Source organism: Saccharothrix saharensis, assembly GCF_006716745.1.
In the GTDB taxonomy this organism is placed as follows: Bacteria; Actinomycetota; Actinomycetes; order Mycobacteriales; family Pseudonocardiaceae; genus Actinosynnema; species Actinosynnema saharense.
The window spans coordinates 7,525,144-7,550,695 of record NZ_VFPP01000001.1; the positions used below are offsets into that span (position 1 = coordinate 7,525,144).

Genomic DNA, 25,552 nt, shown 5'->3' on the forward strand with positions numbered 1-25,552 from the left:
CGAGTCCAGTAACAAGAGTCGGCGGGTTGTGGTCTCCACCCCTCGCCGGAGTTTTCGGTTCGATTCCGAATTGGCTCGTCTTCTTGCTTGCCTCCGTCGTTCTCGTGGTTGTCAGGTCGGCATCTCTGGTCCTACGTGTGGACAAGCCGGATGGTCGCAACGACAAGAACGAACGGGGTGGTCGTATGAGTACAGCTCGCGCGGGGTTTTCGGTTTTTCCGGAGACGACGTGGGCAGTGGGCGGAAGCGTGCCGGCTGGTCTGCCACTCCTCACCTGGACTGACGAACCGACAACCGCTCGGCCGTCCACAGGTGCCGTTCGTCGCCTGGCGACGCGGCGTGCACAGCGAGGTTCCGACACGACCAAGTTTCGCAACTAATCGGGCGCCGGCTGTCGGCGGAACTTGTCTACGAACTGCAATCATGCAACAACATGTGCAAGACATGCCGAAGATGGCGTCTTCGGGGTGACTCCATCTTGCCCTCCTTTCATGGAGGTACGATGGGCAATGGTCGCTCGGGCGGTTCTTCACGACTTGCCGGCTTCATGGTAACGCTCTTGCTCGCGGCGGCCTCGTGGTATAAAAAGGTTCGATGAACCGCGTGATTCGCGCCGTCGCCGGCCGTGCCGGTGTGGTGATGGTGCCCTTTCTGCTCTCCGTCTTGGTTGGAGCCGTGTTGTTGTGGAGCGACGCGCGGGACGAAACCAAGCAGGCCGATCTCGCTACGGCGTTGATGGGTGGGGTTATCGTCGCCGGCGCGATACTGGTCATCGAAAGGAGGTCCGCTCAGCGTGAAAGTCGGCGGGACACGTTGAGTCGGATCGGCTCCACCTACGACTTGTCGGGTGTACTGCTCGAGCGTGAGGATCTGCAGGATGTCACGTTCAGTACGAGAAGTATGATCGGTGCCCGGTTCGCCGGAGCGGATCTGCGCAGAGCGGCGTTCTTGAGCTGCGATGTCAGTCAGGCTGATTTCACCGGGGCCGACCTTCGTGGAACGACGCTATCGGCCTGTCAAGGCAACGGCACCGTGTTCGACGGTGCGGACCTGCGTGAGGCCGATTTGCGAGGTTCGTCGATGCAGTTGGCGAACCTGAGGAGGGCGGACCTGCGTGGTGCGGACCTGGGATACACCAATCTCAATCTCGTGGATCTCAGCGACGCCGATCTGACCGGGGCGCGACTCGTCGGGCGGTGTGCCGGCAGTCCGCTGTTCGGTGCGGTGTTGACGAACGCTTTGCTGTATGGGGCGGACCTCACCGGTGCTGTTCTCGCGGCGCGCGATCTGGACCCGAATCGTCAAGCCGCTGTCTCGGCCGTCAACCTCTCGGGCTCCTTCGCGAACGAGAAAACCAAGTGGCCCGCCGGGTTCGACCCACGAGAAGCCGGCGTTACCGTCCTTGATGGCGACCGTCGAGACGAAGGCCGTAAGCCGGCCTGGACCGATCCGGGCTTCGAAGACGTCACCGCGAGCGATCCGACGACGTGGCCGCGCAGCGAGCCTTGGCACGACTTCAAGGTGCCACCGAAACCGGTCGAACTCGCACTCGCCGACATCGCCGCCGCGCTCGAACGCCTCGCCGCGAAGGTCTCCTGAAGGGCTTGACCCGTTCTGACGGACATCCGAGATCAGGGGACGCGGGTCCCCGGAGGGATGTCCCGTCATGGAGCCCATGGGCAGGAAGAAGCGGCGGCCTCGGCGGTCGTTCACCCCGGAGTTCAAGGCCGAGATTTGGAGCTGTGCCGGCGGGGTGACCGGTCGGTGGGTCAGGTCGCGAAGGACTTCGACCTGACCGGGACCGCGGTGCGGCAGTGGGTCGTGCAGGCGAGCGTGACGCCGGCACCCGGAGCGACGGGTTGACCACCGACGAGCGGGAGGAGCTCGCGAGGCTGCGGCGGGAGAACCGCCGCCTGACCGAGGACGTGGAGATCCTCAAGCGCGCCACGGCTTTCTTCGCCAAGGAGATCCGGTGAACGTCTACCCGTTCATCGAGGCGGAGCAAGCGGGCGGCGGCAACGTCCATCGGGCGTGCACGCTGCTGAAGGTCTCCCAGTCCGCCTACTACGCCCACCGCGCCGCCATGCCCACCGACCGCGCACGACAGGACGCGGACCTGGCCGCGCGGGTCGTTGCGATCCACGACGAATCCAAGGGCACCTACGGAGCACCCAGGGTGCACACCGAGCTGCGGGCCCAGGCCATCGGCATTCCCGCAAACGCGTCGCCCGGCTGCTACGACAGGAAGGACGTGCGGGACGTGCACCGAAGAGGTGGCGCACCACCACCGTCCCCGATCCCGCCGCGACCGTCCTCACGGACCTGATCCGCCGCGACTTCTCCTGCGCCGCAACGGACATCGACACACGATGGTGCGGCGACATCACCTACATCCACACTTGGGAGGGGTGGCTCTACCTGGCCACCGTCATCGACATCGCCTCACGACGCGTGGTCGGCTGGGCCACCGCCGACCATCTGCGCACCGACCTCGTCGCCCAGGCCCTCGACAACGCCGTGCGCCAACGGCGCCCCCAGCCCGGCGTGATCTTCCATGCCGACAGAGGCTGTCAATACACATCCGCCCAGCTCGCCACCCTCGCCGACGACCTGGGCGTCCGACTGTCGACCGGCCGCAGGGGCCAATGCTGGGACAACGCCGTCGCGGAATCGTTCTTCGCCACCATCAAGGCCGAACTGCTCGACCGACAGCCCTGGTCCACCAGAACCAGGGCACACAAGGTGATCTTCGAATACACCGAGGGCTGGTACAACACCCGCCGCCTGCACTCCAGCCTCGGCTACCTCAGCCCCGCCGCCTACGAAGTTACCCGACACCACCTGGTGGACCGGGTAGCCTGACCACACTCATCGACCCTGTCCGTCAGAACGGGTCAACCCCAGTTCCCTGGGTTTGGAGACCGGGTTCACCGATCGGTCGGTGGCGGTCGACCGAGCAAGGGACATCGAATCGGATCAGCGTCGGGGGACGTTCGTGGATCCTTCGGTGGGTGTGATGCCGCTGGGGGAGTGGGTGCCGGTGTGGGCGGACGCGCACGATGTGAGTGCGACGACGTGGGCGAAGTACGACTCACACCTGCGCAACCACGTGTTGCCGCGGTTCGGTGACGTGCCGTTGAAGGAGATCTCGCGGATCGCGGTGAAGGGCTGGGTCAAGACGCTGCGGCGGTCGCTGGCCGAGCGCACCGTGGTCGATGTCGTAACGATGTTGTCGATGTTGTCGGGCGAGGCGGTCGACGAGGGGTTGATCGGGGCGAACCCGTGTCGGCGGTTGCGGATCAATACGGGTGATCACGACGAGCGGCCTCATGCTTCGCCGTGGCAGGTGCGGGCGATGGCGCAGCGGTGTTCACCCGCGGACGGCGTGTTGGTGGTCACGGCGGCGTACACGGGGCTGCGGCGGGGTGAGCTGGCCGGGCTGCGATGGGGTCGGGTGGATCTGGCCCGCGGGGTGATCACGATCGACCCGGACAAGGGTGCGCTGCACGAGGTAGGCGGCCGGTTGGAGCTGGGGCCGCCGAAGTCGAAGGCCGGTATCCGCACGGTGCACCTGCCGCCGTTCCTGGTGGACCTGCTCACCGAGCACCGGGCCGGCCAGGTGCACGACCACGTCTTCACCGGTCTGGACGGAGGGCTGCTGCGCCGGCCGAACTTCCAGCGGCGGGTCTGGCTGCCCCTCGTCACCGGCGATCCGACCCGAGGGTGGGCACCCATCCACCCTGGTCTGCACTTCCATGACCTACGTCACACGCACAAGGCGTGGCTCATCGAGGACGGCGTGCCGGAGACCCTCCAGTGCAAGCGGCTCGGGCATCGGATGGCAGGGGTTCGGGGCACCTACTCGCATGTGACCAAGTCATGGTGGACGCGATGCTTGACGGACTGCAGCGTCGGTGGGAGCGTTCGCTGGTCGCTCCTGCGGGTCCGGCGGGGGTGACCACATACGGTGTCGACGATCACGTCAAGATCGTTTGCTCCCAATTTGCTCCCACGACAGCAGGATAGCCCGTCGGTGATGATCACCGACGGGCTATCTGACCTGCGTATATCGCTGGTGGACGATACTGGGATTGAACCAGTGACCCCTACCGTGTCAAGGACATAGGTGTCCGGCTCTGACCTGCGGTTTCTCGAGTTGCGCAGGTCAGAGCCGGTCGTTCCTCACGATTAGACCGAGTTCCGGCGCATTGCACCGCGTTCCCGTCACCGCCAGATCGCCGTTCGATCTTGAGCGGACGAGGTCGGTGACTCATGAGCACGTCCGAGGTCAGATCATGTCTGCGCGATCGAACTAGATGCACCTGAACGAGCGTTGACCCGCGCGTTGTCGAAGATCAGGCCGTGGTGTGGTCGGATCGAAGCTCACCCGTACGTCTCTGTCACGGGTCGGGTGACGGCGGGATGATCCCTGGGTGGGGTGGACCAACGAGGTATCCGGCCGGGTCGATGGTCCCGTGGTGCAGGTCGGTGTGCTGGTGGGCGACGTCCGTGTGGATGCGGCGCGCCCGATACGTTCCGCCTACTTAGCGCAGGTCCAAGCACTCGCACCGAACAGCATCGAAGGCAGGAACGACGAGTTGAACGCTTTGGCTGCGTTCTGCTCCTCGAGGTCGACCGCTGAGAACTACCTGTGGTGGCAGGCCGAGGCATGGTCGGGCAAGTCCGCATTGTTGTCGTGGTTCGTGTTGCACCCACCCGCGGGCGTACATGTGGTGTCGTTCTTCATCACCTCCCGGCTGCCGGGCCAGAACGACCGCCGCGGCTTTGTGGACAACGTGCTGGACCAACTGCACGACCTCGCCCAACGTCCTCCCCGCATCGATCTCACCGACGCCACCCGCGAGCCATACCTGCGGCGACTGCTCGTAGACGTGGCGCGACAGGTCCACGAACAGGGCGAACACCTCGTGTTGGTGGTCGACGGACTCGATGAGGACCGCGGCGTGGACGGGTCGCCCGACGCTCACAGCATCGCCGCGCTGCTCCCCCACCACGGGGTGCGAGTGATAGTCGCTGGGCGACCGGACCCCACCCTGCCCGACGACGTGCCGATGGACCATCCGCTGCGCATCTCTGCGCGTGTCGAACAACTGTCCCCATCACCGGAGGCCAGCGCCGTGCGCGATGTGATGATCAGGGATCTGAAACTACTGCTGCATGGCAGTCAGGTACAGCAAGACCTCCTCGGCTTCGTAACTGCCGCGGGCGGCGGGCTGTCCGTACGAGACCTGGCCGAACTGACGGGCGCATCCCCGTGGCAGGTGGAGGACCACCTACGCACCACCGCTGGACGCAGCTTCACACGCCGTCCTGGCGACCCGCCGGTATACCTCCTGGCACACGAACAGCTGACTACCTTGGCGTCGGAGATGTTAGGCCCCCGGTTGCATGCGTATCACGAGCAGCTCGACGCGTGGGCGATCACATATCGCACCCGTGGCTGGCCACCCAATACACCGCGGTACCTGTTACAGGGGTACACCGCGCTGTTGGCCGGGACTGGTGACAGGCAACGTCTCCTCGACCATGTGATCGACCCTCGCCGACACGAGGCCGCGTACACAGTATTCGGTCATCACCACATCTCCATACGCGAGATCGAGATCGCACAGGCGACGTTTCTTGACGATGACGAACCAGACCTCGTCGTCTTGGCCCGGCTGGCCGTGCACCGGACCAACCTTCAGCGGAGCGGAGGTTGGGTCCCTGTGTTACTGCCGCAGTTCTGGGCCATGTTAGGACGAGTCGAGCACGCCCAAGCGCTTCTAACATTGATCGTCGACCCCGTTGCTCGTACCCGCGCACTGATGGGTACTTCGTTGGAGTTGCACTTTGCGGGCCACCCGGACCAGGCGGCTCGGATGCTCGATACGGCCGAGCAGTTGACATCGACGTTCAACCAGTATTGGGGCACGTGGTTGCATCGAGAGCTAGTCCATGCGGCCGTGCGAATCGGCGACCACGAAAGAGCACGTCGGGTGATCGACGGTATCCAAAGCGCCGTTGGTAAAGCGGATGCTTGTGCCTCGGCAGCTCGTGCATCTTTGGCAAGCTTCGATCGTGAACGCGCCGTGCAGTGGTACCTTGAAGCCGAGGAAACATTGGAGTCGCGACCTCCACGTGACACACTGCTCGGTGGAATTGATACGAAAGAGGATGCTAGCGTTTTCGCCAGGATGGCAGCCGCAGCAGCGGCTCTGGGGCATCAACGAAAGGCGGCGAAACTCGTCGCTACGGCCATTGATCCGAAGTCGACCTACGAACTGCGGTCGCGGGGAGACGTAGGCGAGGTAGTGAGAATTTTGGTGCGAGGCGGTTTTGTCGATGCCGCTCTGACGGTCGCTGAGGCTCGAACCGAAATCGAGGATCGCGAAGACGCGCTGCTATGCATCGTGCAGGCGATGTCGAACAACGGCGATCTCGACGAGGCAGAAGCGCTTGCCCGAACCGCCGAGTCGGCGCAACACCGATGCGCGCGACTCGCGGCTGTCGCAGTCGCCGCTGGCAGGGACGGTGAGCCTGTGAGAGCCGATCGCCTTAGGGTTGACGCCGAAGCGATACTCGAAGGCATTGGTGCGGACGATTTTCGGCGTTTCGCGGTTGTCGCTACTGCGGTGGCCGCTGCAGACACTGGGCATTACGACCGGGCTGAAGAGAAAGTCTTCGCGCATTTGCTTCCCGGAGGCGACTTCGACGGAGTGCTGTCAGTGGCCGCTGCGTTCCTGCGCCGTGGGGAATCCAAACGAGCCGAACGACTCATCGAAGCGACCGAGCAGGCCGCCCGCTCAATATCTTCGGACACAGATGAACACAAAATGCTGCAATGGGTCGATGTCATGGTTGACTTCGGAGATGTGAATCGCGCGGAGCCGGTAGTGCGTTCGCTTCAAAACGTTGAAATTCGTGCGGCGGCCTGGCAGCGGCTCGCTGAAGCGATTGCAGCGACGGGTGACGTCCGTCGATTCGAAGCAGCCTTGAATGAGATAACGCGACCGTCGCGTCAACGACGACCGCGTATGGAAATGATCCGAGTGCTTCTTGCTCGTGGTGACAAAAGAGAAGCGGTCAGACTTGCCAGGGCGGCTAGTTCCACAGTCCAGCGTGCAACGGCGCTCGACTTCATAGCGAGGTTCACATATGATAGGCAAATGCTTGACGAAGTAATCGATCTGGCGGACGATGTAGTGCATCCAGAAGAGCGGGCGATTATACTTCGTTCAGCACTCCGTACCGCAGCTGACATGGGTGATCGGACCGCATCGGGCCGCCTGTTGAAAAGGGTGCACGCCATTCAGGATGAGTTGTCCGAGAAAGTGCGCCAAGCCGGTGGTTACACGCGTAACGTGGTGCTCCCGGAACGGATGGAAACTCTCACTGAGCTCGCCGAAAAAGTAGATTCGCGTCGTGATATCGAGGCTATGGATGGAGCGGCGCCGGCAGTGCGCTTCGGGGCACCACCATTGTGGGCAGGTTCGTCCCCTCTGTCGTTTCGGACACAACTCGCGAGAGCGCTCGCAATCGGCAGTTGGATCGATGTCGTCGATCGAATCGTAGAAGAGGACAGCAGCGTCTATGCTGCTATTGTCTCTGAGTTGGAAAGGCTTCAGCCTGATAGCATCTGACGTGTGGTCTGCAGATGTTCTCAACGCGCCTTTCAGCTTTTCAGCTGGTTCTGCTTGGCGAGGGCGCGGCGTGCCACGATGCGTGGCCCGGCCATGCACATCTGGGCGAACTGCTCGCTTACTCCGAACTCTCCGGCGACCTGTGCGTTGGTCTTCTCGGCGAAGGCTGCGCGGAGCGCGGCCTTGCCCGGGATGAGGAGCTCCGCGGAGATGAACTTGGCCTCTTTCTCCTGCGTGGGGTCGAAGCGGCGGCAACCGTCGTCGGTGATCAGGAGTTCGTCGAAGACGTGTTCGAGCAGGTGATGCCCGAGCTCGTGCGCGATGCTGGCCCGGCGTCGGGCGAGGGTGTGAGCGGGGTTCTCGACGATGATGCGGCGACGGCCGACCGGGAGCAGGGCCGCTGACCACACGGATGGGCTGATTTCTGTGAAGTGGCGGATTGCCGCCTCGGAGCAGCCAGCGTCGGTGAGTTCGTTGATCGGGTACACGGGGATGCCGTGCTCGGCGGCAAGCCGGTACGGGTCGAGCGGGCCGTTGGAGGGCACGTCGAGGGCAGTGCGCTCCTCCTGGGCCACTTCGCGCATCAGGGCCTGGGTCCACCGCCGGTGCACATGACCAGTGTCACTGAACAGGGCGCTCGGTGGCGAAGCGACGCACCGCCGAGTTGATGATTTCCTCGAGGTGTTCAACGTCCTCGGGGCGCAGGTCGCTCCGAGCACGCAGCAGCGGCGCCAGTTCAGCCATCAGGGGTGGTTCCTCTGGGCGGGGGTGCTGCGCCGAGCCCTCATCGATCATGAACCTCTCGGCAGGGACGCCAAGCCAGGTGACCATGGCGGCGAAGGCGTTGACGTCGGGCTTGAGGTCGTTGGCCAACCTCGACATCGTGGACGGGCTGACGCCGATCTCCTTGGCCAGTTGACGCCAGGACATGCTCTTGGCCTCTCGGGCGGCGTCCAGGGCCGCGTAGAGGCTGTTCACGTCGACGCTGGTGCGGGGCACGGCGCTCCTCAGGTGTAGCGGATTCTTCTCAGTGTTCGACAAGTCGAGCATTCATGCTATCCTCCGATCGTGGTGTTCGAGATGTCGAGCACCGCTGCTAACTCGGCACAAGCCCCGTCGGTCCTGTCGATCGGCGGAGAACAGGAGGTCGGTCATGACCGACGTCACCGCGGAGAACAGCGACACCCACCGCCCGCCGCGCCACCTGCAAGTCACGGTGAACGGTCAGCAGGTCATGCTGGACGACCGCCGGATGACCGGGCTGGAGATCAAGCGCGCCGCGATCGCCCAGGGTGTCGCGATCACCGAGACCTTCCAGCTCTCGGTGAAGCAGGGCAAGCACTACGACGTCGTGGGCAACACCGACGAGGTCACCGTGCGTGAGGGTCTGGAGTTCCTCGCCGTGGCACCGGACGACAACTCGTGACCACCCCGACACCGGCCGTCCAGGCGGCCATCGACGCCGTCCGGGACGACTTCGCCGGCCACCCGGTCGAAGTCGTCCCGGACGGCGCGGGCGGCGCGTACGTCGTCGTCGACGGGGTGCACCTCGGTGGGCAGTACACCCCGCCCACGACCTGGCTGGGCTTCCAGATCAACGCGGCCTACCCGCGCTCCGACGTGTACCCCCACTACATCGGGCGCATCGCCCGCCACGACGGGGGTTCGCTGGGCGAAGCGGTCACCGATACCGAGTGGCGCGGCAGACCCGCCCTGCAGCTGTCCCGGCGGTCCAACCACTGGAACCCGGCGGTCGACAACGCCGCGCTCAAAGCCGAGAAGGTGATCACGTGGTTCGCCGCGAAGTGAACCCGCCGGCGGACGGGTGGAGCCTCACGTTGCCCGCAGGTCTGTGGGCGGACCTGTCGCGCCACCTGTTCACCGACGGGGCGGGCCACGGCGCCGTGATCCTCGCCGAACACGTCCGCGGCCCACGAGGCCCTCGCCTGCTGGGCCGCAGACTCATCCTCGCCGGAGACGGCGTCGATTACGTCGAGGGCACCACGGGGCACCACGCCCTGCGGGCCGAGTTCGTTCGCGACGCCGCCGTCCTCGCCCGCGACGAAGGACTCGCCTACCTGGCTGTCCACAACCACTACGGCACCACCACGGTCGGCTTCTCCATCGTCGACCTGAGCAGCCACGAGCGGGGATACCCGGCCTTGCGGCAGATCACGAGGCAACTCGTCGGCGCCGTGGTATTCACCTCGCAGGCCGCCGCCGGGGACCTGTGGCTGCCCGACGGCACCAGGACCACCCTGGCCGAAGTCGTCGTTCCCGACAACAACGTCCTGCGACTGCAACCCCGTCCCGCCGAACCGGCGGCACGAGACCCCGAGTACGACCGGCAGTCCCGCCTCTTCGGGGACCGAGGGCAGGAAACGTTGCGCCAACTGCACGTGGCCGTGGTCGGGCTCGGCGGCGTGGGCAGCGTGGTCGTGGAGCTGCTCGCCCGGCTCGGTGTCGGACACCTGGTCCTCATCGACGCCGACCACGCGGCCCGCACCAATCTGCCACGCCTGATCGCCGCCCGACACGACGACGTCGGCCGGCCGAAGACCAGCCTGGCCGCGCGCAACGCCCGGCAAGCCAACCCCGACGTCATGCTGACCTTGATCCAACAGGAGGTGCAGACCCCAAGGGCGCGGGACGCGCTCGCCTACTGCGATTGGATCTTCCTCGCCGCGGACACCGACGCCGCCCGCCACTGGGTCAACGAAGCCGTCCACCAGCACCTGATCCCGGCGACGCAGATCGGGGTCAAGATCCCGGTGGACGCCGACGGCACGCTCGGGCAGATCCATGCGGTCACCCGACCGATCACACCCGATGGCGGCTGCCTGTGGTGCAACGAGCTGATCGACGCAACCGAACTAGCGATCGACATGCTCCCCGACGCTGAACGCGAGCGGGCTCGCTACGTCGCCGGTGTACCCGCACCGAGCGTGATCGCCCTCAACACCCTCGCCGCCGCCGAGGCCGTCAACCACTTCATGCTCGCCGTCACCAACCTGCACCACGACGACACCGGCCAAGCGGCAGTCCTCCACCGCCCCCGAAGCCGTGACCGCGATCTGCAGAACCCTCGACGAAACCCGCTGTGCCCGACGTGCTCAAGGTGCCGTCAGCGCACTTGATTCGTGTCAAGGGGAGTAGGCGAGGAGGAGTGGGTGAGAGGAGAGTTCGTTGTGCTGCAACGGTTCCTGTCTGTGCCGAACTGCGATCAACTGACACGTCGTGAAGAGTGCTGACGCCGTTTTAGCAGGTCAGTTTCTGATCAGGGCAATCCTATGAATTGAGGGGGCGCCCCAGAAACCTTTCGGACGTTTGGCGTTCGTGTCCTACCGAGTGGCCTGGCGGATCTGCTCCACCAGCCGCTGGGCTCGCAGCAGCGGTTCGCTGAACAGCCTCGGGTCGCGCTCGGCGAGCTCCCGGTAGACGGCGTGCGCGGCGATCGCGGCGTCTAACGCCACTAGGAGGTGGGACGACGGTTCGCCGGGAGCCACCTGCCCCGCGGCCAGTAGGAGCCGCGCGTCGGCCAGGTCGGTCAGGTGCCTCGATGGGTCCTCGTCCGCGAGCACCTCCCACAGGGCGATCGCCTCTCGGCCGATTGCTACCCCCTCGTCTTGCGGCCAAACCGCGCCAGTCCCGGCGTGACCGGAAGACTTCCCACCACCGGCGACGATTAACCAGCCCAGGTAAGGCGGCGGACCGGAACCGGTTCGCAGGTGCGGACAACAACCTCCGGGCCACCTCGTACAGCAGGGACACGATCACCCGGCCGTGCTCCCGAAGACGATGGTGCCTCGCTCTTCCGGCGCCGATGACTTCCGAGCGGCACAGGACACAAGATCACCCGTTCGGGTTAGTTGTTGTCCCGGTGTTGTCCCACCAGTTGTCCCCGGTTCTGTCCCGGGGTGCGTCGCATCCTCTTCTCGGCCGGCCATCCGCCGGCCGCTACAGGAGAGGAGGACCAGGGATGACCCCGTTCAGGTCCCACGTCCCACCGCCGGACGAGGTGCAGCCGCCGCGTCCGTGTTTGCCCTTCCCCGCCCTGTTCCGCCTCGACCGGCAGGGAAGGGGGTGAGGGCATGGTCATCAAGTTCATCGTGGTCACGGTGGATCGGCTCCCGTGCGACCCGAAGACATCGGACGAAGCGTGACATGATGTGGACAGGAGAAGTGTGTGATGCACCGCCCACGTATCAAGTACGAGCACCTGCCCGTCCGTCACGGCGACGACCTCGTGCAGATCGGTGGTTCCCTGCCGGGAGTCGCCGCGACGATCCCTGACCCGGACGGCACGGTGTGGACGCTGCTCACACTTCTCGACGGGACGCGCACGGTGGACCAGGTGGTCGCCGACCTGGTCCACCGCCACCCCGACGAGCCGCCCGACACGGTCTACACGGCGATCGGCACGCTGGCCGCCGCCGGCTATCTGGAGGACGCCGACGAGCCGCCACCGGAGGCCCTCTCCGAGGCCCAGCGAGAGCGGTTCGCGCGTGGTCGGGCGTTGTGGCGGTGGATGGACACCGCCCCGCGCACCACCGGTTGGCACGCGCAGTTGGCGCTGCGGCAGGCGCGGGTCACGGTCGTCGGTGTCGGTGGGGTCGGCAGCACTGCGGCCCTCGCGTTGGTCCAGTCCGGGGTGGGGCGGTTGCACCTGGTCGAACCGGACCTGGTAGAGCTGTCCAACCTCAACCGGCAGGTCCTCTACACCGAGCACGACCTCGGTCGCCCCAAGGCCGACGTCGCGGTCGAGGTGCTGCGCCGGCACAACGGCGAGGTCGAGGTCACCGGCGAGGAGACGATCGTCGATGGCGTGGGGACGCTGCGGCGATTGGCGGCGGGGTGCGATGTGCTGCTGATGGCCGCCGACACCCCGCACGAGATCCGGTCGTGGACCAACCGGGCATGCCTGGACACCGGCACCGCTTGGGTCCACGGCGGCTACCACGGGCCCAGAGCGGGCGTTGGGCTGTTCGTGCCCGGCAACGGACCCTGCTACGACTGCGCACGCACCGCCGCCGCGCGCGAAGAACTCGCGGCACCGCCGCCGACCCCGTGGCCGGGCACGAGCGGGACGACCAGGACGCACGCGGTCAACGCCGTGTCAGCCGGGATCGCGGGGCACCTGGCCGGTCACGCTGTGATGAGCCTGATCACCGGGATCCCCCGCCTGCCGACGAACCGCCAGATCGGGTACAACCTCATCACGCTGCAGCACAGCACGTTCTACGAATCGTCGGAGCCGGAGCCGGACTGCCCCGCCTGCGGGCGGTCCGCCGACTGACCGGACCCATTCGCGCGTGCCGAGGCGAGATCCTCGGCACGTCGCCGGACCAGATCGGCGCGCGGGTCGTCCAGGTCCGTGAGGATCGCGGCGGCCCGCCGCAGGTCGTGCACGGCCCGGTCGTCCCGACCGGTGGCGACCAGCGAGACAGCCATCGCCTCCAGCGCTGTAGCCAGATGCGATTCCGAGCCGCTGTGCCGTGCGTAGATGTCCACGACCTTCTCCCACAACCCGATGGCCGTGTCGTGCTCGCCCAGCCCTTGCCGGGCGAGTGCCAGGTCGTCCTCGGCGTAGGCGGTGATCAACGGATCACCGGTGCGGCTGCGCAACTCCCAAGCACGTTGCGCGTAGCCCAACGCCTCGTCGAACCGCCCACGCTTCGCGTTCACCAGGCACAGGTTTCCCAACGCGATGGCCTCGGCCGCGGAGTCGCCCTCCTGCCTCGTCGCCTCCCACACCGCCAGGTGGTACTCCGCCGCTTCGTCGTAACGCTGCTGTGCCTCGCGCAGGCTCGCCAGGCCCGCCAACGCCCGCCGTCGCAGGACTTGATCGCCGGACCGCTCCGCTGACTCCGCCACGTCCTGGAAGTCGGCCTCCGCAGCCGCCTGGTCACCCGCACTCCGGTGACTGTGCCCACGCAGGACCCGGAGGAACGCCTCGGTCTCCCGGACTCCCGACACCCGAGCCGCCTCGATCCCGCGTGACTTCGCCTCCAACTCCTCCGGCCACCACGACCGCGGTCCCAGCCCCAGATGGCGCGACGACAAGGCCAATGCGATCACCACTTCGTACATGCCCTGTTTGAGGGCCATGCGCTGCACCGCGGACAACACCGCCCGCTCCGAGCGCAACCACCCCAACGCCTCCTCCCGGTCGCGCACCGGCGCCTGCACAACGGGAAGTTCCACGGGTATTCGGGCCGACACCGGGTAAACGAAACGATCCGCGGCGTCCGCCACTGCGGCGTACCAACCCAGCAGGCGCGTCACCGCCTCCTCCCGCGCCACCGGTGTCTCGTCCAGGTCGGCGCGGTAGGCGGCGTAGTCGTGCAACAGGTCGTGCATCCGATACCGCTGACGAGCCACCGGCTCGACCAGGTGCTGCTCCGCCAACTCCTCCAGGACATGCGTCACGGAGCGCAGGTCGAGCGCGGCCAGAGCGGCTACGGCAGGCGCGCCGAACTCCGGCATCGGGTGCAACCCCAGCAACCTGAACACCCGTGCGTGCACCGGGTCGAGCCGGTCGTAGGACCAGTCGAACACCGCCCGCACCCCACCCAACCCGCGCCACGGCCCGTCCATGCCGATGAGGCCGCGCTGTTCTTCCCGGATCTCCTCCACCACGTCGGCCACCGACAGGAACGGACGCGACGCCACACGCGTCGCCGCCACCCGCACCGCCAACGGCAACCGCGCGCACACCTCCACCAGCTCCTCCACCGCTTCGGGCTCCGCAGCGGTTCGGTCCTCACCCACGACGCTTTCCACCAGACGCACGGCGTCCACGGCGTCGAAGACGTCCACCGCGACCCGCCGAACCGCCTCCGACACCAACAACTCCGACAGTGCGCCCCGGCTGGTCACCAACGCCAGCGAACCCGTCGCACCGGGCAACAACGGACGCACCTGCTCGGCGGACCCGGCGTTGTCCAACACCACCAGCGCCCGCCGTACCGTTACCAGCGACCGGAACAACGCGCCCTGCGCCTCCACGCCCTCGGGAATTCGCCGCTCCGCGACACCGAGGGCGGTGAGGAAGTCCGTCAGCACGACTTGGGGGGGAAGCGGACGGCTCGGGCCGTAGCCGCGGAGGTTCACGAACAACGTGCCACCCGGGAACCGGTCCTGGACGCGGTGCGCCCACCACACCGCCAAGGTCGACTTGCCCGCTCCCGCCGATCCGTCCAACGCCACGACCGTCGCCCCGCCACCGGGATTCCGCTCTGATGCCGCAAGCAGAGCGTCGAGAGTGGCGACGTGGGCGAGGCGTCCGCAGAAATCGGGTACCGCGGCCGGTAGCTGTCGCGGCACCACTACGACTTCCGGAGCAGGCAGTACCACCTGATCGATCCGGCCCGCCTGCACCACCGTGCCCTGGACCGCGCCGCCTATGTCATTGCTGACCCCACCATCAGCCATGGGGCCTGAGTATGGCTGCATTTCCACGAAGCGGCGCCCGCTAAACCGGTACATCACCCAGAGAGTTAGAGCTCGCCCTGGTGGGGCCGAGCCTGGCGGTGTCCGGACGGCGGCCTCGTCGTCAGACGATAGCCGCGCCCGCGAGGGCTAACAAGCCGATCGCAACAATGGCGGACAGGAGCAGGAGTACGCGGGCCACAGCGCGGCCACGGTCGGTCGATGAGGTCATGGGGTGGTTCCTGTCAGCAGCCAGTGGATGGGAGCGGCGGGGTCGTCGTGGGGGTCGTGGGAGGCGGTGAGGTAGGTGACCACGAAGTAGTGGACGTGGGGGAAGTGGTGTTCCGCGGAGTGGACGAGATCGGCATGGCCGTGGGTGATGAGCCACGCGCGGACTGCGGCCGGGCGGTCCGGGGGCTGAGTGGCGTAGGGGTGGGTGGAGCAGGGGAGGGTGTCGCCCTTTGTCACCACGACGGCGATACGGCGAGGCGTGGCGGTGTGGTGCTCGGTGAGGGTCTCGGTGAGCAGGTCGAGCACGGTCTTGGGGTCGATGCCGGATGAGCGCGTGCCGGCGAGGACGTCAGGGTCGGCGCGGGCGCGGACGGCTGGGAGGGCGAGCGGGTCGACGACGAGGACCACGCCGTCGCTGAGGGCGAGGAAGGCCGAGTCGGCGATGCGGTCGGCGTCCTGCACGATCTCGCCTGCCGCGTCGTACAGGTGGAGGAGCCGGTTGCGCACCTGAAGGGTGTGCGAGACCGGTTGGCTCACCGGCGTGCGCGGTGGGAACCGGCCGTCGGCGAGGAGTGCGCCGGTTTCGGCCAGCCTGCTGTCGGTGAACGGGTCCGCGGGGACGGCGTCGTGATCGGATCGCATGCGGGCGACCGCGGTGTGCAGGAACACCGACTTGCCGGCGCCGGTGCCGCCGACCACCGGGACGTGGCGCGTGGGCATCATCTGCGTCGCGGAGGGCAGGGAGGCGTCGCAGCCGCCGCAACGCGGTGAGAGACCGCTCTTGCCGGCGATCAGCAGTGTGGGCAGTCTCCGGTCGCAGCGGCAGGTGCGGAAGAACGCGCCCTGCGCGCCCGGGATGAGCGCGCGATGCTCGCGCCCGCAGGGGCAGACGAACACTGGGCGGGCGAGGCGGGCATGGCAGCGGGGGCACTCCGTCGTGATTCCCCGCAACATCAGGGAGAAGGACTCGAACAGCCACAAGGCGAGGGCGAGAAGTCGGAAACCCGCTACCGCGGCGGTGAGGAACACCAGCTGCACCGACCAGGTGGTGGCCAGCAGGACGAGCGCGATGGTGTAGCCGATGGCGAAACCGGTGCGCGCGGCGGTCGCGAGGAACGGCACGGCGGGCGAGCGCGTGATGACCTGGGACTCGCGGATCGGGCGCACCCGCCGTAGCCCGTTGCCCGCGAAGCTCTCGTCGAGCTGGGTCGACATGCGCTGGTGCAGCGCCACGAAGCAGGCGACGCCGAGACGCCGGTGATCGCGCAGGGCCGGGCCGGACAGGTACCGCCGGTCGGCGGGATCGGGCAAGGTGTCCAGCGCCAGGTGCTCGGTGCTCGCCCGACCGGCGAGGCAGTCGAGCGCTTCCCGGGTGACGGCGACCAACGCCAACGTCAGGCTGAGCGCGACCGCAGCGGTCACGACCGGCCCGCTGACCATGAGCACGACCACGGCCAGCATCAGGTAGAGGAAGAGTTGGGCGATCACGACGGGGTCCTCTCCGCGCCCCGGAAGGTCGGTATCGCACCGAACTCGGCGAGCAGCCACAGCAGCGGGTCCTCCACCCGGTAGGGCACCGGTTCGCGCCTGCCGTCCGCCCGGTCGCCGAGCGCTGTCACGGCGAAGCAGCGGTGGCGGCGGAAGGCGGTATGGGCACCGCGGATGAGGTCCGCCTTGTTCCAGCAGCCGAGCCAGGCGGTGGTCTCGTGATGGACGTCCACACCGTCGGACACGACGTAGCCGCCTGTCCGGGGCACGGGACGCAGCAGCGGCGACCCAGGGTCGACCATGTCCCACACAGTGTCCAGTTTGGTCAGTATCACGGCCAGGGGCAGGCTGATCCGGTGGTCAGGGCGCAGACCGCGCGCTGCGTGCACGGCGTCGGTGAGCCGGGCGATCCCCGCGTCGCCGGGCGCGGTCCCGGGTTCGACGGCCAGGACGAGGCCGTCAGCGTGCGCCAGGCTCTCCGCGATTCCGTCGGCGCTGTCGTAGAACGCGATCAACACTGCCCGTGCCCGCGGCCGGATGCGCAGACTGACCAGCAGCGGCTCGGGGCCGGTGGTGCGGTGCAGGACGGTTTCGGAGACCAGCACACGGTCTCGCTCGTGCCGTAGCCTGCTCTTCTCACCGAGCACGTCGAGTGACATGCCGGGGAAGCGATTGTCCAAGTGTCCTTTCGCGACCGACCGGATGAGCGACGCCAACCAGGTGCTCTTCCCGGATCCCGCCGCCCCGGCCACGGCGACCACCTTCGGGTGGCCCTCGACGTACTCGCGCGGCACGGCCTGCCCACAGGCCGGGCACACCCGGCGGGCCATCGGAGCACGCCCGTGCGGGCACTCGCCCTTGCGCGCGGCGGACACCGGGAATTCGACCCCGGTCTCGCCGCAGCGCGAGGCGCACTGCCTCAGGTACGCCTTGGCCGGGGTCCGGGTGTGGCAGTAGGGGCAGACAGGGACGCGCCGGGTCGGGGCATGCACAGCGGTCTCCTCCCGGGTCAGGGCACGAGCAGGAGGTGGGGGGCGGGGTGGGCGAGCGCGATGGTCTCGTCCAGGGAGAACGCGCGCAGGAACACCGGCCGCCGCAGGTGGCGCGGCACCCGGAAACGGACGGGCTCGGCCGGGCCGAGGGCGGGTAGCCGCAGGACCTCGACGCCGTCCTCGGGTGCCAGTGGGCGCGACCCGGACTTGGCGACGACCGCGATGTCGGGGGCGGGTTCCGGACCGTGCACGGTGACCAGCAGTTCGCCCCGTCGCCACCAGGCCGCGCGCCGGACGCTGTAGCGCACCTCGCGCAGCCGGGTCGAGCACACCGTGACCATGGGCCCGAACCGGCCGGAGTCCACGACCGAGACCCCGAACCAGTGTTCGCCGGGCAGGGTCGCGGTGATCCGCGCGCCCCGGCCCGCGTACGCCGACCTGCTGATCTCGAACGCGGTGGCCTGTGGGTCCAGCGGCCCGGTGGGAGGCCCGTCCAGCCGCCAGACCACCCGCGCGTCGGTGGCCCACATGGGCCACTGCCACGTCAGCACCACCTGCGGGCCGAACCGCCTGGCGTGCAGGCCGCTGACCGGCTCCAGCGGGGGAGTCGCCCGCGTCGCCGGACCGATGGCGGCGAGCGGGCCGGACACCGAGACCGGCACGAGCACCCGCTGCCCCGCCAGGTCCGCCAGGGGGACCGAAGCCCGGCCCGTGTCGCTGACCGCGACCACCCTGCCCGCGACCACCGCGTCGGCGGCACGGAGGACCTGTGGCGCGGGCGCGATCCCGTCGTACGGGACGCGGATCACCAGCGGAGTGCCGCTCTGCCTGGTCCAGGTCAGCACCACGGTGTCGCCCGAGAGGTCGGCACGCAGGTCGTCGACCTGACGCGGGTCCCCCGGGCACTCGCCGTGAACCGTCAAGCCCGCGCTGTCCGCGGGTTCGCCGACCCGGCCCGGATAGCGGGCGCGCACGAGGTATCGGTACTGCACACCGGGCACCACAGTGGTGTCGTCGAACCCGGTCCCGTCGGACGTGGTGATCTCCGCGGTGTCGCCCGACGGCGCGATCCTGGTCACCGATACCCCGACCGCTCCTGGAGGCAACCGCCAGCGGCCGTGCACCGACAGCATCGTCGACTCGACCGCCAGGTCCAGCACCTCGGGTGCCAACACGACCTCCCCGCTGTGCGCCAGCCCACCGGGAACGCCGTTCCGCAGTGTCTGCACTGTGTAGGACGTCGGCACACCGAAAGGCGGCACGTCCGACAGCGCCAAGGCGTCGGTGTCGTCGGCGATCACCGTTCCGCCTCGGCTGACCCGATAGGTCAGGCGGCCTGCGGTCGATGTCGACTCCTGCCACGCGATGACGATGGTGTCGTGGTGCACCCGCGCGGACACCTCGGTGGGAGCCATGCCTGGACAACGGCGCAGGCCCGACGTGATCGCCGGGTCGGTCAGCTCCCGGCCCGCCGCCAGGTAGCGGGCAGCCGCGTCCTCCGGCGCGGTGTCCTCCAGTTCGCGGGCAGCCGTGAGATCGGCGGCCAACCGGTCCACGGTCGCGGCCAGCGCGTCCCGGACACGCTCCCAGTCCCCGGTCAGCTGCCGGCTCGACAACACCCCGAGCGCGGCGTGCAGCCTGCCGTCGGCGACGGCTTGCCGGTAGTCGGACTCCCAATCGGATCGGTGCGTGCGTCGGCACCAGACGGCGTAGGCGAGCGTGTCGGGGTCGCGGGGGAGACCGCTCGCGACACTGCGCTGCGGTTCGGCTGCCGCGAGGAAGCTGACCTCCTGGTAGCCCAGCAGCACGGCTACCGACAGCTCGCTGAGGAACTCGTGGCGCAGCAGCGGGCTCAGTCCCTCGGGCTCTCCCAGCGCCTGTTCGACGAACTTGAGCACGGTCAGCTCAGCCTCCACACCCGCTCCTCGTCGGGTCCGCAGCTGCGCGCGCCTGCGCCGAAGTGCGTCCGCGTGGACGTCCCGGCCGCCGGAAGACAGGTTTCTCGTCAGGTACTCCCACAGGCTGGGGATGCCGAGGTCGGCGAGTGCGTCGGTGATCCGGCGAGACTGGGGCGTGTCCGGTGGGATGTCGAGGCTCGTGGGCTCGCGCTCGACCGCCCGGTGCTGTTCGAGCGCGGCCAGCACGTCCGGGCGGCTCCAGCGGCCCGCGGACTGCCGGACGAGGGCCGTGACGGCGGCGGCGGGCATGCCTGGCGCGGACCGCAGGAATTGGTCGACCACCTTGGCGAGGGCGGTGCGTTCCGCTGCTACGGCGGTCCGGTGCACCGAGCGCTCGCGCGGATCTGCCAGCGTCCGCGCGGCGATCGGGTGCCCGCGCCGCAGCCGTTCCACGGCCCGGGTGTGCTCGCGCAGTTCGGGCGTGCCCCACAGCGCCGGGATGGAGGTCAGCGCCGAGTCGACCTCGTCGGCGGTGCAGTCGGCGGGCAGCCGGTACACCCGGAACAGGTTCCGGTGGGGCGACCACCCAGTCTCGACCGGCGTGATGACCTCGTCGAGGTAGGCGCGGACCTCGGCCTCGCGAAGTCCGGGAAGGTCGGTCTCGGTCATGTCACCGCCGCAGGCCGGGCAGTGGCGCGACGGTGTCGGTGTCGCGGCCGCGGACCTGGGTCTCGATCTCCAGCCGCGCGCCGTTGGCCGCGTGGGCGTCGATCCGCAGCACCCCGTCGGCGCCGAGTGAGAAGTCGAGCTCGACCGGGTCGCCGCGCCTGCCGTCCCGCGGCAGCCCTTCCATGGTGCGCTCGTCGAGCCGGAGGTGGTCGGCTTCTTCGTCGGACAGCACATCCGTCATGGACTCGTACACGGCAATCCGCATCGTGGTCTGCCTGTCGCGCACGGTGCACAAGGTGTGTCGTCCGTTGGTGGGCAGCGGGGTGTTCGGGGCGATGATCCAGTGCACCGCGCTGCCGAGCGAGGGGTGTGCGGTGTCGCGCGTGATCAGCACGCCGTACCCCTTCGACGTCACGTCCACGACCTTGCGCGACTCGCCGGCAGCGACCTGGGCGGCGCCCTTGGCGACCACCAATTCCGCGTCGGCCGCGAGCCGGGGCGCGGGCAGTCGAGGGAACGCCTCGTCGAGCCTTCTCGCCACGGCGGGCGTCCGGGACATCCCACCGACCAGCAGGACGTCGTCGATCGTCGTCACCCCGGCGGCGCGGGCCTGCTCGATGAGGTCGGCGGTGAAGTCGATGGTGCGGTCGAGCAGGTCGGAGGTGGCCTTCTCGTAGTCACTGCGGGAGATCACCATGCGGTGCACGCGGCCCTGCGTGGTCCGCAGGGTCAGCATCTGCTCGGTGGAGGTCGACAGCGCGACCTTCACCGACTGCGCCTGTCCGAGCAGAGCCGCCATCAGTCGCGGCGACGTCCGGGGATCCTCCTCGTCGGAGACGTCACCCAGCTGGTCGAGGACGAGGTCGACCAGTACCCGGTCCCAGTCGGCGCCGCCGAGACGGGCGTCCCCGCCGGTCGCCACGACACGGACCTCGTCGGGGAACATGAGCACGACGGTGACGTCGAAGGTACCGCCGCCGAGGTCGTAGACGAGGACCGCCCGACCGGCGGGCGTGCCGCGCAGGCCGCTGGCCAGCGCCGCCGCGGTCGGTTCGTTGACCAGGTCGATCACGTCCAGCCCGGCGATGCGGGCCGCCTCGCGGGTGCGCGCCCGCTCCGCCGTCCCGAAGTAGGCGGGGACCGTGACGACGGCGCTGGCGAGCGGGCCGTCGGCGGGAACTTCGGTGCCGAGCGTCTCGAGCGCGTCCTCGACGGCCTGCCGCAGGATGAGGGCCGAGATCTGTTCGGGCCGCAGGTGCCCGCCGGGGACCGCGACGGTGTAGTCGCCGCCGATCTCGCGCTTGATCTCGGTGATCACCCGTCCCGGCTCTTGAGCGCGCTGGTCGAGCGCGAACTCACCCACCGCCGCGGTGCCGTCCGCGTCGAGGTAGACCGCCGACGGGGTGGTTGTGCGGCCCTCCCGGTTGGTCAGCACCCTGGCCTCCCCGGTGTTGTCCACCACGCAGACGCACGTGGCGGTCGTGCCGAGGTCGATTCCCAGGCGGGGACGGTCAGCGCGGGTCGTCATGCTCGTCCTCTTCCCGGTCGTAGGCCTCGGTGATCTGCGCCGGCTGCGGCCGCACGTCCTCGGTGTCCAGCACCCACACGGGAAGCTGGCCGTCACGCCGCGAGACGCCACGGACCCGCCTGGGGAGGTCGAGGACCCCGGGGTCGTTCGACGTGACGAGGACCTGGGGGACTTGGCGACTCGCGTCGATCCGGGCCATCCGCTCCGCCGCGACCTGGTCACGGCCCAGGATGCGGACGTCCTCCTCGAGCTCCGCCGACCGCTTCAGCTTCTCCTGCTTGATGCTCTCCCTCCGCAGGTCCGTCTCCACCGCCGCGTTGATCAACTGCTGGCCGAGCTGCCTGCTCTGCTGCCGCAGCTTCGCGATGTGCCGGAACTCCTCGTTCATCTCGTCGGACTGGAACTTGATCGCACCGATGGTGGTCAGCTTGGGGGAGACGTTCTGCTCCCGCAGCGCCTGTTCGACGAGTGTCTTCAGCTCGGCGCGGACCTGGTTCTGATCGCTGATGAACTCCTCGATGAGGTGGCTGTTGGACACCTCGTTGAAGTAGCCCTTGACCACCACACCGAGCAGGCGGGTGACCAGCCGCTGCACTGCGGCCGACTTGCGCACGCCTGCGGTGCCGTGCTCCTCGTCGTCCTCGCCGAACCGCTTGACCAGGTGCGGCGCGGTCTCCGGTGGGATGACGAAGGTCTGGGTCAGCTCGACCGACACGTGGAACCCGTCCAGGGTCACCTCGATCAGGTCCAGCTCGGAGTCATAGCGGTCGGCGCTGACGTCCTTGCGTCCCCAGGAGAGGATCAGTTCCCGTGAGGGGATCCGCACCACGCGGGCGAAGAACGGGTTGATGGCGTAGGTGGAGCCGCCGGGGAGCACCTCCGACTGCGGACCGAACTGCCCGCCGTTGTCCAGGAAGATCCAGGGGAACTGGAAGCTCTCGTGGCCCTCGATCTTCGGCGCGGGCTCGGCGGCGTCGACCGGGTGCGCCCCTTCGGTGACGATGACGACACCGGTCTCCTCGCTCTCCACCGATACCAGTCGCAGGTCCTCCGGCTCCAGGTAGTGGTGCGACAGCGGGACCATCTCCAGGTCCAGGTGGTTCTCGGTGAGCACGTTGAACATGTCGGTGTTGATGGCGTAGTTGCCCCCACCGGGGAGCAGCGCCTGCTGCGGTCCCTGCTGCCCACCGTCGTCGAGGAACTTCACCCCGTCCTGGAAGTACTTGCACTCGACGTGCCGGGCGAGGGTGTGGCCGTACGGCATGATCTCGCCCACCTTGGCCACCACGACGCCGATGGTCCGCAGGGGGACGTATGTGCGTTTCACGATTTTCACGTCGAAGACGGTCGGGTGGATGGCGTACTGGCCACCGCTGTTCAGGACCTCGATCTGCGGTCCCTGCTGTCCGTCTTTGTCGAGGAAGGTCTTGAAGTCCTGGAAGTCGTCGCACGGCACGTGCCGTGCGATGGGCTGTCCGTGCTCGAGGGAGCCGCCCATCTTGGCGTGCACGATTCCGATCGAGTCGCTCGGGATGCTGATCATGTCATGGAAGACCACCCGGTAGAGCCAGCGTGGCCGGAAGTAGATGCGACCGCCGCGCAGCAACTTGCTCTGCCGGTCCACCGCCTCGGCGAGCGAATCGGCGTGCCGGAACGAGCTGTACCTCCGGTTCACGACGACGAACTGCCCCAGCGGAACGTTCACGACCGACCTCTTGACCTGTTGCACGACCAGCACGAGGAAACCCAGCCCGGCCAGCACCCAGAGCCCCGACACCACGAACCCGATGACGTCATCCACTGCGCCGCTCCTCGCTGATCCGGTCGTGCACCGCGGTCACCGTCATGCCCCAGCTGTCGTACCAGCCGGATGGTCGGTTCGGCGAGCGCAGCGTCGGGAAGAACCCAGGGACGTCCCCGCCGTCGGCGGCCCACGTTTCGTAGTCGTCCGGTACGAAGCCCTGACTGCTCCACCCGAAGGTGAGGGCCAGGGTGTGCATCCTGTTCCGCGAGCTCTCCGGCAGCAGCGCTCGCTGGGCGTGGAAACCGTGCCTACCGCTGGTTTCTTCCTGCCACACCCGGGCGAGGTCGCGCAGGAAAGCCGTTCCGACGTGGTTGACGTGTGATCGGGTCATCCAGCCCTCCTCCGACCGCCCGGCTGCCGCCAGCAGCATGTCGGTGGTCAGCCGGTCGGCCGTGACGAGATCACCTGCTCGCAACGCGGTCCGCACCGCCGCGATGAGCGCCGCCGTACGGTCTACCGGAGTGGTGGCGTCGTGCGTCTGCGGCTTCGTGCGCACTAGGGCGCGTAGCTGCACGAGATGGGCCGGACCGGGTAATGCACTGGCACGCGCGTCGAGGAAGGCGTCGGGCTGCCGCGGACCGGCCAGGATGATCCGCCGTACGGGGATGCTGCGCCGTTCCGCGGCCTGTCTCATGTCGACGGTCTCCGGGGAGGGCCGGTCGGTGTCCAGGATCAGCAGCACTCCCGCACCGTTGAGAGTGTCCGGAATGGTCGAGATCCGCACGGTGAAGCCGTTGTCCACCAGGAGTTTCCGAAGCCGGACCGCGTAAGCGTCCTGGGGTGAGCCGCAGACCACCACGGACGCTGACACCGATTCCAGTTCCGCGGCCACCTCGTCGGAGTCCGGCCGATCCCGTGCCCGTTTGGACAGTGCCAGCCCGACCATCTCGCGCACCTCTCCCGGCACCGCGCGCAGGTCCGGATCCGCGCCGAGGATGGCCGGGATCACCTCGCCCGCCGCGCCGTCGCCGAACGGCCCCCGTCCGGTCGCGGCGTAGAAGACCACGCAGCCCCACGCGAAGATGTCGGACTTCACCGACGCGGTGCTGCCTCCCTTGACGAGTTCCGGAGCCTGGTAGGGCAGGGTTCCCATCACCTTCCCGGTGCTCGTCAGGCGACCGATGTCGGCGACGGTGGTCGCGATGCCGAAATCGATCAGCACGGCGCGGGTCGGACCGACCATCACGTTGGAGGGCTTGAGATCCCGGTGGATCAACCCTTCCCGGTGGATGTCACGCAGCGCCCGCGCGGTGTCGCGGGCGAGCGAGACGACGCGCTCGGCGGGCAGACCCCTTCCGGGCACCGCCAAACGGTCCAGCGCCTGTCCCTGAACCACCTCCGTGGCCACGTAGAGCGGGTCGCCCACCGCTTGCGCGTCGACCACCGTGGCGGTGTACTCCGAGTGCACCGCCTGCGCCGCCGCGATCTCCTGGGTGAACCGCTTGCGGTACACGGGATCCGCCGCGTGCGACGAGTGGATCACCTTCACGGCCACCTGTTCCCCGGACGACTCCGCCAGGTACACCGTTCCCATCCCGCCTGATCCCAGCCTGCCCAGAACCCGGTAGGGCCCCAGGCGTCTCGGATCACCGGGTCTCAATACCTCGACCTGCGCAATGACCATTCGTCACCTTCCGGCACACGAACGTCCCCCGACGCGTGCCACGCGCGGACCCCGCTTGTCCGCCGTGCGTCGCAAAGACGATTCTAGACCGGTTCACAACAAAATTGTCCGGCTATCACGCTTTTGCCCTACGACAGTCGCTTCGTTGCGTTCCCCGGAGCCAAACTTTCATGATCGGATGTCCAGTACGGTGTCATGGCGGGGGAACCGGCCGACCTTGGCCGTAAATTTGCGGAATTCGGAT

18 protein-coding genes and 1 pseudogene are annotated in these 25,552 nt (G+C 68.0%); 9 read left to right on the forward strand and 10 right to left on the reverse strand.

Going from position 1 to position 25,552, the window contains the following annotated elements; all coding sequences use genetic code 11:
- Positions 1 to 594: 594 nt before the first annotated feature.
- From FHX81_RS34380 to FHX81_RS34395, 5 genes and pseudogenes are all read left to right on the forward strand, one after another.
- Positions 595 to 1,599 (forward strand): pentapeptide repeat-containing protein, encoded by a 1,005-nt coding sequence (locus FHX81_RS34380; protein ID WP_141982677.1) that lies wholly within the window; start codon positions 595 to 597, stop codon positions 1,597 to 1,599.
- Positions 1,600 to 2,083: 484 nt separating this feature from the next.
- Positions 2,084 to 2,188, forward strand: a pseudogene (locus FHX81_RS42335) (hypothetical protein); the annotation flags it as partial.
- Positions 2,149 to 2,862, forward strand: coding sequence for an IS3 family transposase (locus tag FHX81_RS34385; RefSeq protein ID WP_246108333.1), 714 nt, complete (start codon positions 2,149 to 2,151; stop codon positions 2,860 to 2,862). The pseudogene FHX81_RS42335 and the gene FHX81_RS34385, both read left to right, overlap by 40 nt.
- A 154-nt stretch (positions 2,863 to 3,016) precedes the next feature.
- Positions 3,017 to 3,958 (forward strand): tyrosine-type recombinase/integrase, encoded by a 942-nt coding sequence (locus FHX81_RS34390; RefSeq protein WP_211363636.1) that lies wholly within the window; start codon positions 3,017 to 3,019, stop codon positions 3,956 to 3,958.
- 475 nt (positions 3,959 to 4,433) lie between these two features.
- On the forward strand, positions 4,434 to 7,643 hold the full coding sequence (locus FHX81_RS34395; protein WP_141982679.1) for a P-loop domain-containing protein: 3,210 nt from the start codon (positions 4,434 to 4,436) through the stop codon (positions 7,641 to 7,643).
- A gap of 32 nt (positions 7,644 to 7,675) precedes the next feature.
- Here the strand turns inward: FHX81_RS34395 and FHX81_RS34400 are convergent, their stop codons facing one another.
- Together FHX81_RS34400 and FHX81_RS34405 are read right to left on the reverse strand one after the other, a co-directional pair.
- Complete coding sequence (locus FHX81_RS34400; protein WP_246108113.1) at positions 7,676 to 8,227, reverse strand: ImmA/IrrE family metallo-endopeptidase; 552 nt, start codon at positions 8,225 to 8,227, stop codon at positions 7,676 to 7,678.
- A 37-nt stretch (positions 8,228 to 8,264) separates the two neighbouring features.
- Positions 8,265 to 8,693: a helix-turn-helix domain-containing protein gene (locus tag FHX81_RS34405; RefSeq protein WP_211363637.1), complete on the reverse strand. Its 429-nt coding sequence runs from the start codon at positions 8,691 to 8,693 to the stop codon at positions 8,265 to 8,267.
- A 103-nt stretch (positions 8,694 to 8,796) separates the two neighbouring features.
- Between FHX81_RS34405 and FHX81_RS34410 the strand changes: the two genes are divergently transcribed.
- From FHX81_RS34410 to FHX81_RS34420, 3 genes are read left to right on the forward strand one after another with little or no spacing between them, the layout of a single operon-like run.
- Positions 8,797 to 9,069: a multiubiquitin domain-containing protein gene (locus tag FHX81_RS34410; protein ID WP_141982681.1), complete on the forward strand. Its 273-nt coding sequence runs from the start codon at positions 8,797 to 8,799 to the stop codon at positions 9,067 to 9,069.
- Positions 9,066 to 9,452, forward strand: a complete 387-nt coding sequence (locus tag FHX81_RS34415) for a hypothetical protein (protein ID WP_141982682.1) — start codon at positions 9,066 to 9,068, stop codon at positions 9,450 to 9,452. Before FHX81_RS34410 ends, FHX81_RS34415 begins: the two co-directional genes overlap by 4 nt.
- Positions 9,434 to 10,780, forward strand: a complete 1,347-nt coding sequence (locus tag FHX81_RS34420; protein WP_246108114.1) for a ThiF family adenylyltransferase — start codon at positions 9,434 to 9,436, stop codon at positions 10,778 to 10,780. The genes FHX81_RS34415 and FHX81_RS34420 overlap by 19 nt, the downstream gene beginning before the upstream one ends.
- A gap of 204 nt (positions 10,781 to 10,984) precedes the next feature.
- Here FHX81_RS34420 and FHX81_RS42720 read toward each other — a convergent pair whose 3' ends face one another.
- Positions 10,985 to 11,116 carry a hypothetical protein gene (locus FHX81_RS42720; protein ID WP_281291763.1) on the reverse strand — a complete coding sequence of 44 codons (132 nt, stop codon included), beginning with the start codon at positions 11,114 to 11,116 and terminating at the stop codon, positions 10,985 to 10,987.
- A gap of 716 nt (positions 11,117 to 11,832) precedes the next feature.
- Here FHX81_RS42720 and FHX81_RS34425 point away from each other — a divergent pair.
- Entirely contained in the window at positions 11,833 to 12,939 is a 1,107-nt protein-coding gene (locus tag FHX81_RS34425) for a HesA/MoeB/ThiF family protein (protein ID WP_141982683.1), read from the forward strand.
- On the opposite strand, the gene FHX81_RS34430 is transcribed toward FHX81_RS34425, so the two are convergent.
- The 7 genes from FHX81_RS34430 to FHX81_RS34460 all read right to left on the reverse strand — a co-directional run bounded on the left by FHX81_RS34430 (position 12,882) and on the right by FHX81_RS34460 (position 25,308).
- Positions 12,882 to 14,852, reverse strand: a complete 1,971-nt coding sequence (locus FHX81_RS34430; RefSeq protein ID WP_170232277.1) for an NB-ARC domain-containing protein — start codon at positions 14,850 to 14,852, stop codon at positions 12,882 to 12,884. The two genes, FHX81_RS34425 and FHX81_RS34430, sit on opposite strands and share 58 nt — an antisense overlap.
- A gap of 450 nt (positions 14,853 to 15,302) precedes the next feature.
- On the reverse strand, positions 15,303 to 16,697 hold the full coding sequence (locus tag FHX81_RS34435) for a TRAFAC clade GTPase domain-containing protein (RefSeq protein WP_141982685.1): 1,395 nt from the start codon (positions 16,695 to 16,697) through the stop codon (positions 15,303 to 15,305).
- Positions 16,698 to 16,789: 92 nt separating this feature from the next.
- Complete coding sequence (locus FHX81_RS34440) at positions 16,790 to 17,623, reverse strand: hypothetical protein (RefSeq protein WP_141982686.1); 834 nt, start codon at positions 17,621 to 17,623, stop codon at positions 16,790 to 16,792.
- 179 nt (positions 17,624 to 17,802) lie between these two features.
- Positions 17,803 to 20,352, reverse strand: coding sequence for a SaeA-related protein (locus FHX81_RS34445; protein ID WP_141982687.1), 2,550 nt, complete (start codon positions 20,350 to 20,352; stop codon positions 17,803 to 17,805).
- Position 20,353: 1 nt separating this feature from the next.
- Positions 20,354 to 21,880, reverse strand: coding sequence for an Hsp70 family protein (locus tag FHX81_RS34450; protein ID WP_141982688.1), 1,527 nt, complete (start codon positions 21,878 to 21,880; stop codon positions 20,354 to 20,356).
- Entirely contained in the window at positions 21,864 to 23,681 is a 1,818-nt protein-coding gene (locus FHX81_RS34455) for an SPFH domain-containing protein (protein WP_141982689.1), read from the reverse strand. The genes FHX81_RS34450 and FHX81_RS34455 overlap by 17 nt, the downstream gene beginning before the upstream one ends.
- Positions 23,674 to 25,308: a protein kinase domain-containing protein gene (locus FHX81_RS34460; RefSeq protein WP_141982690.1), complete on the reverse strand. Its 1,635-nt coding sequence runs from the start codon at positions 25,306 to 25,308 to the stop codon at positions 23,674 to 23,676. Before FHX81_RS34460 ends, FHX81_RS34455 begins: the two co-directional genes overlap by 8 nt.
- Positions 25,309 to 25,552 lie beyond the last annotated feature (244 nt).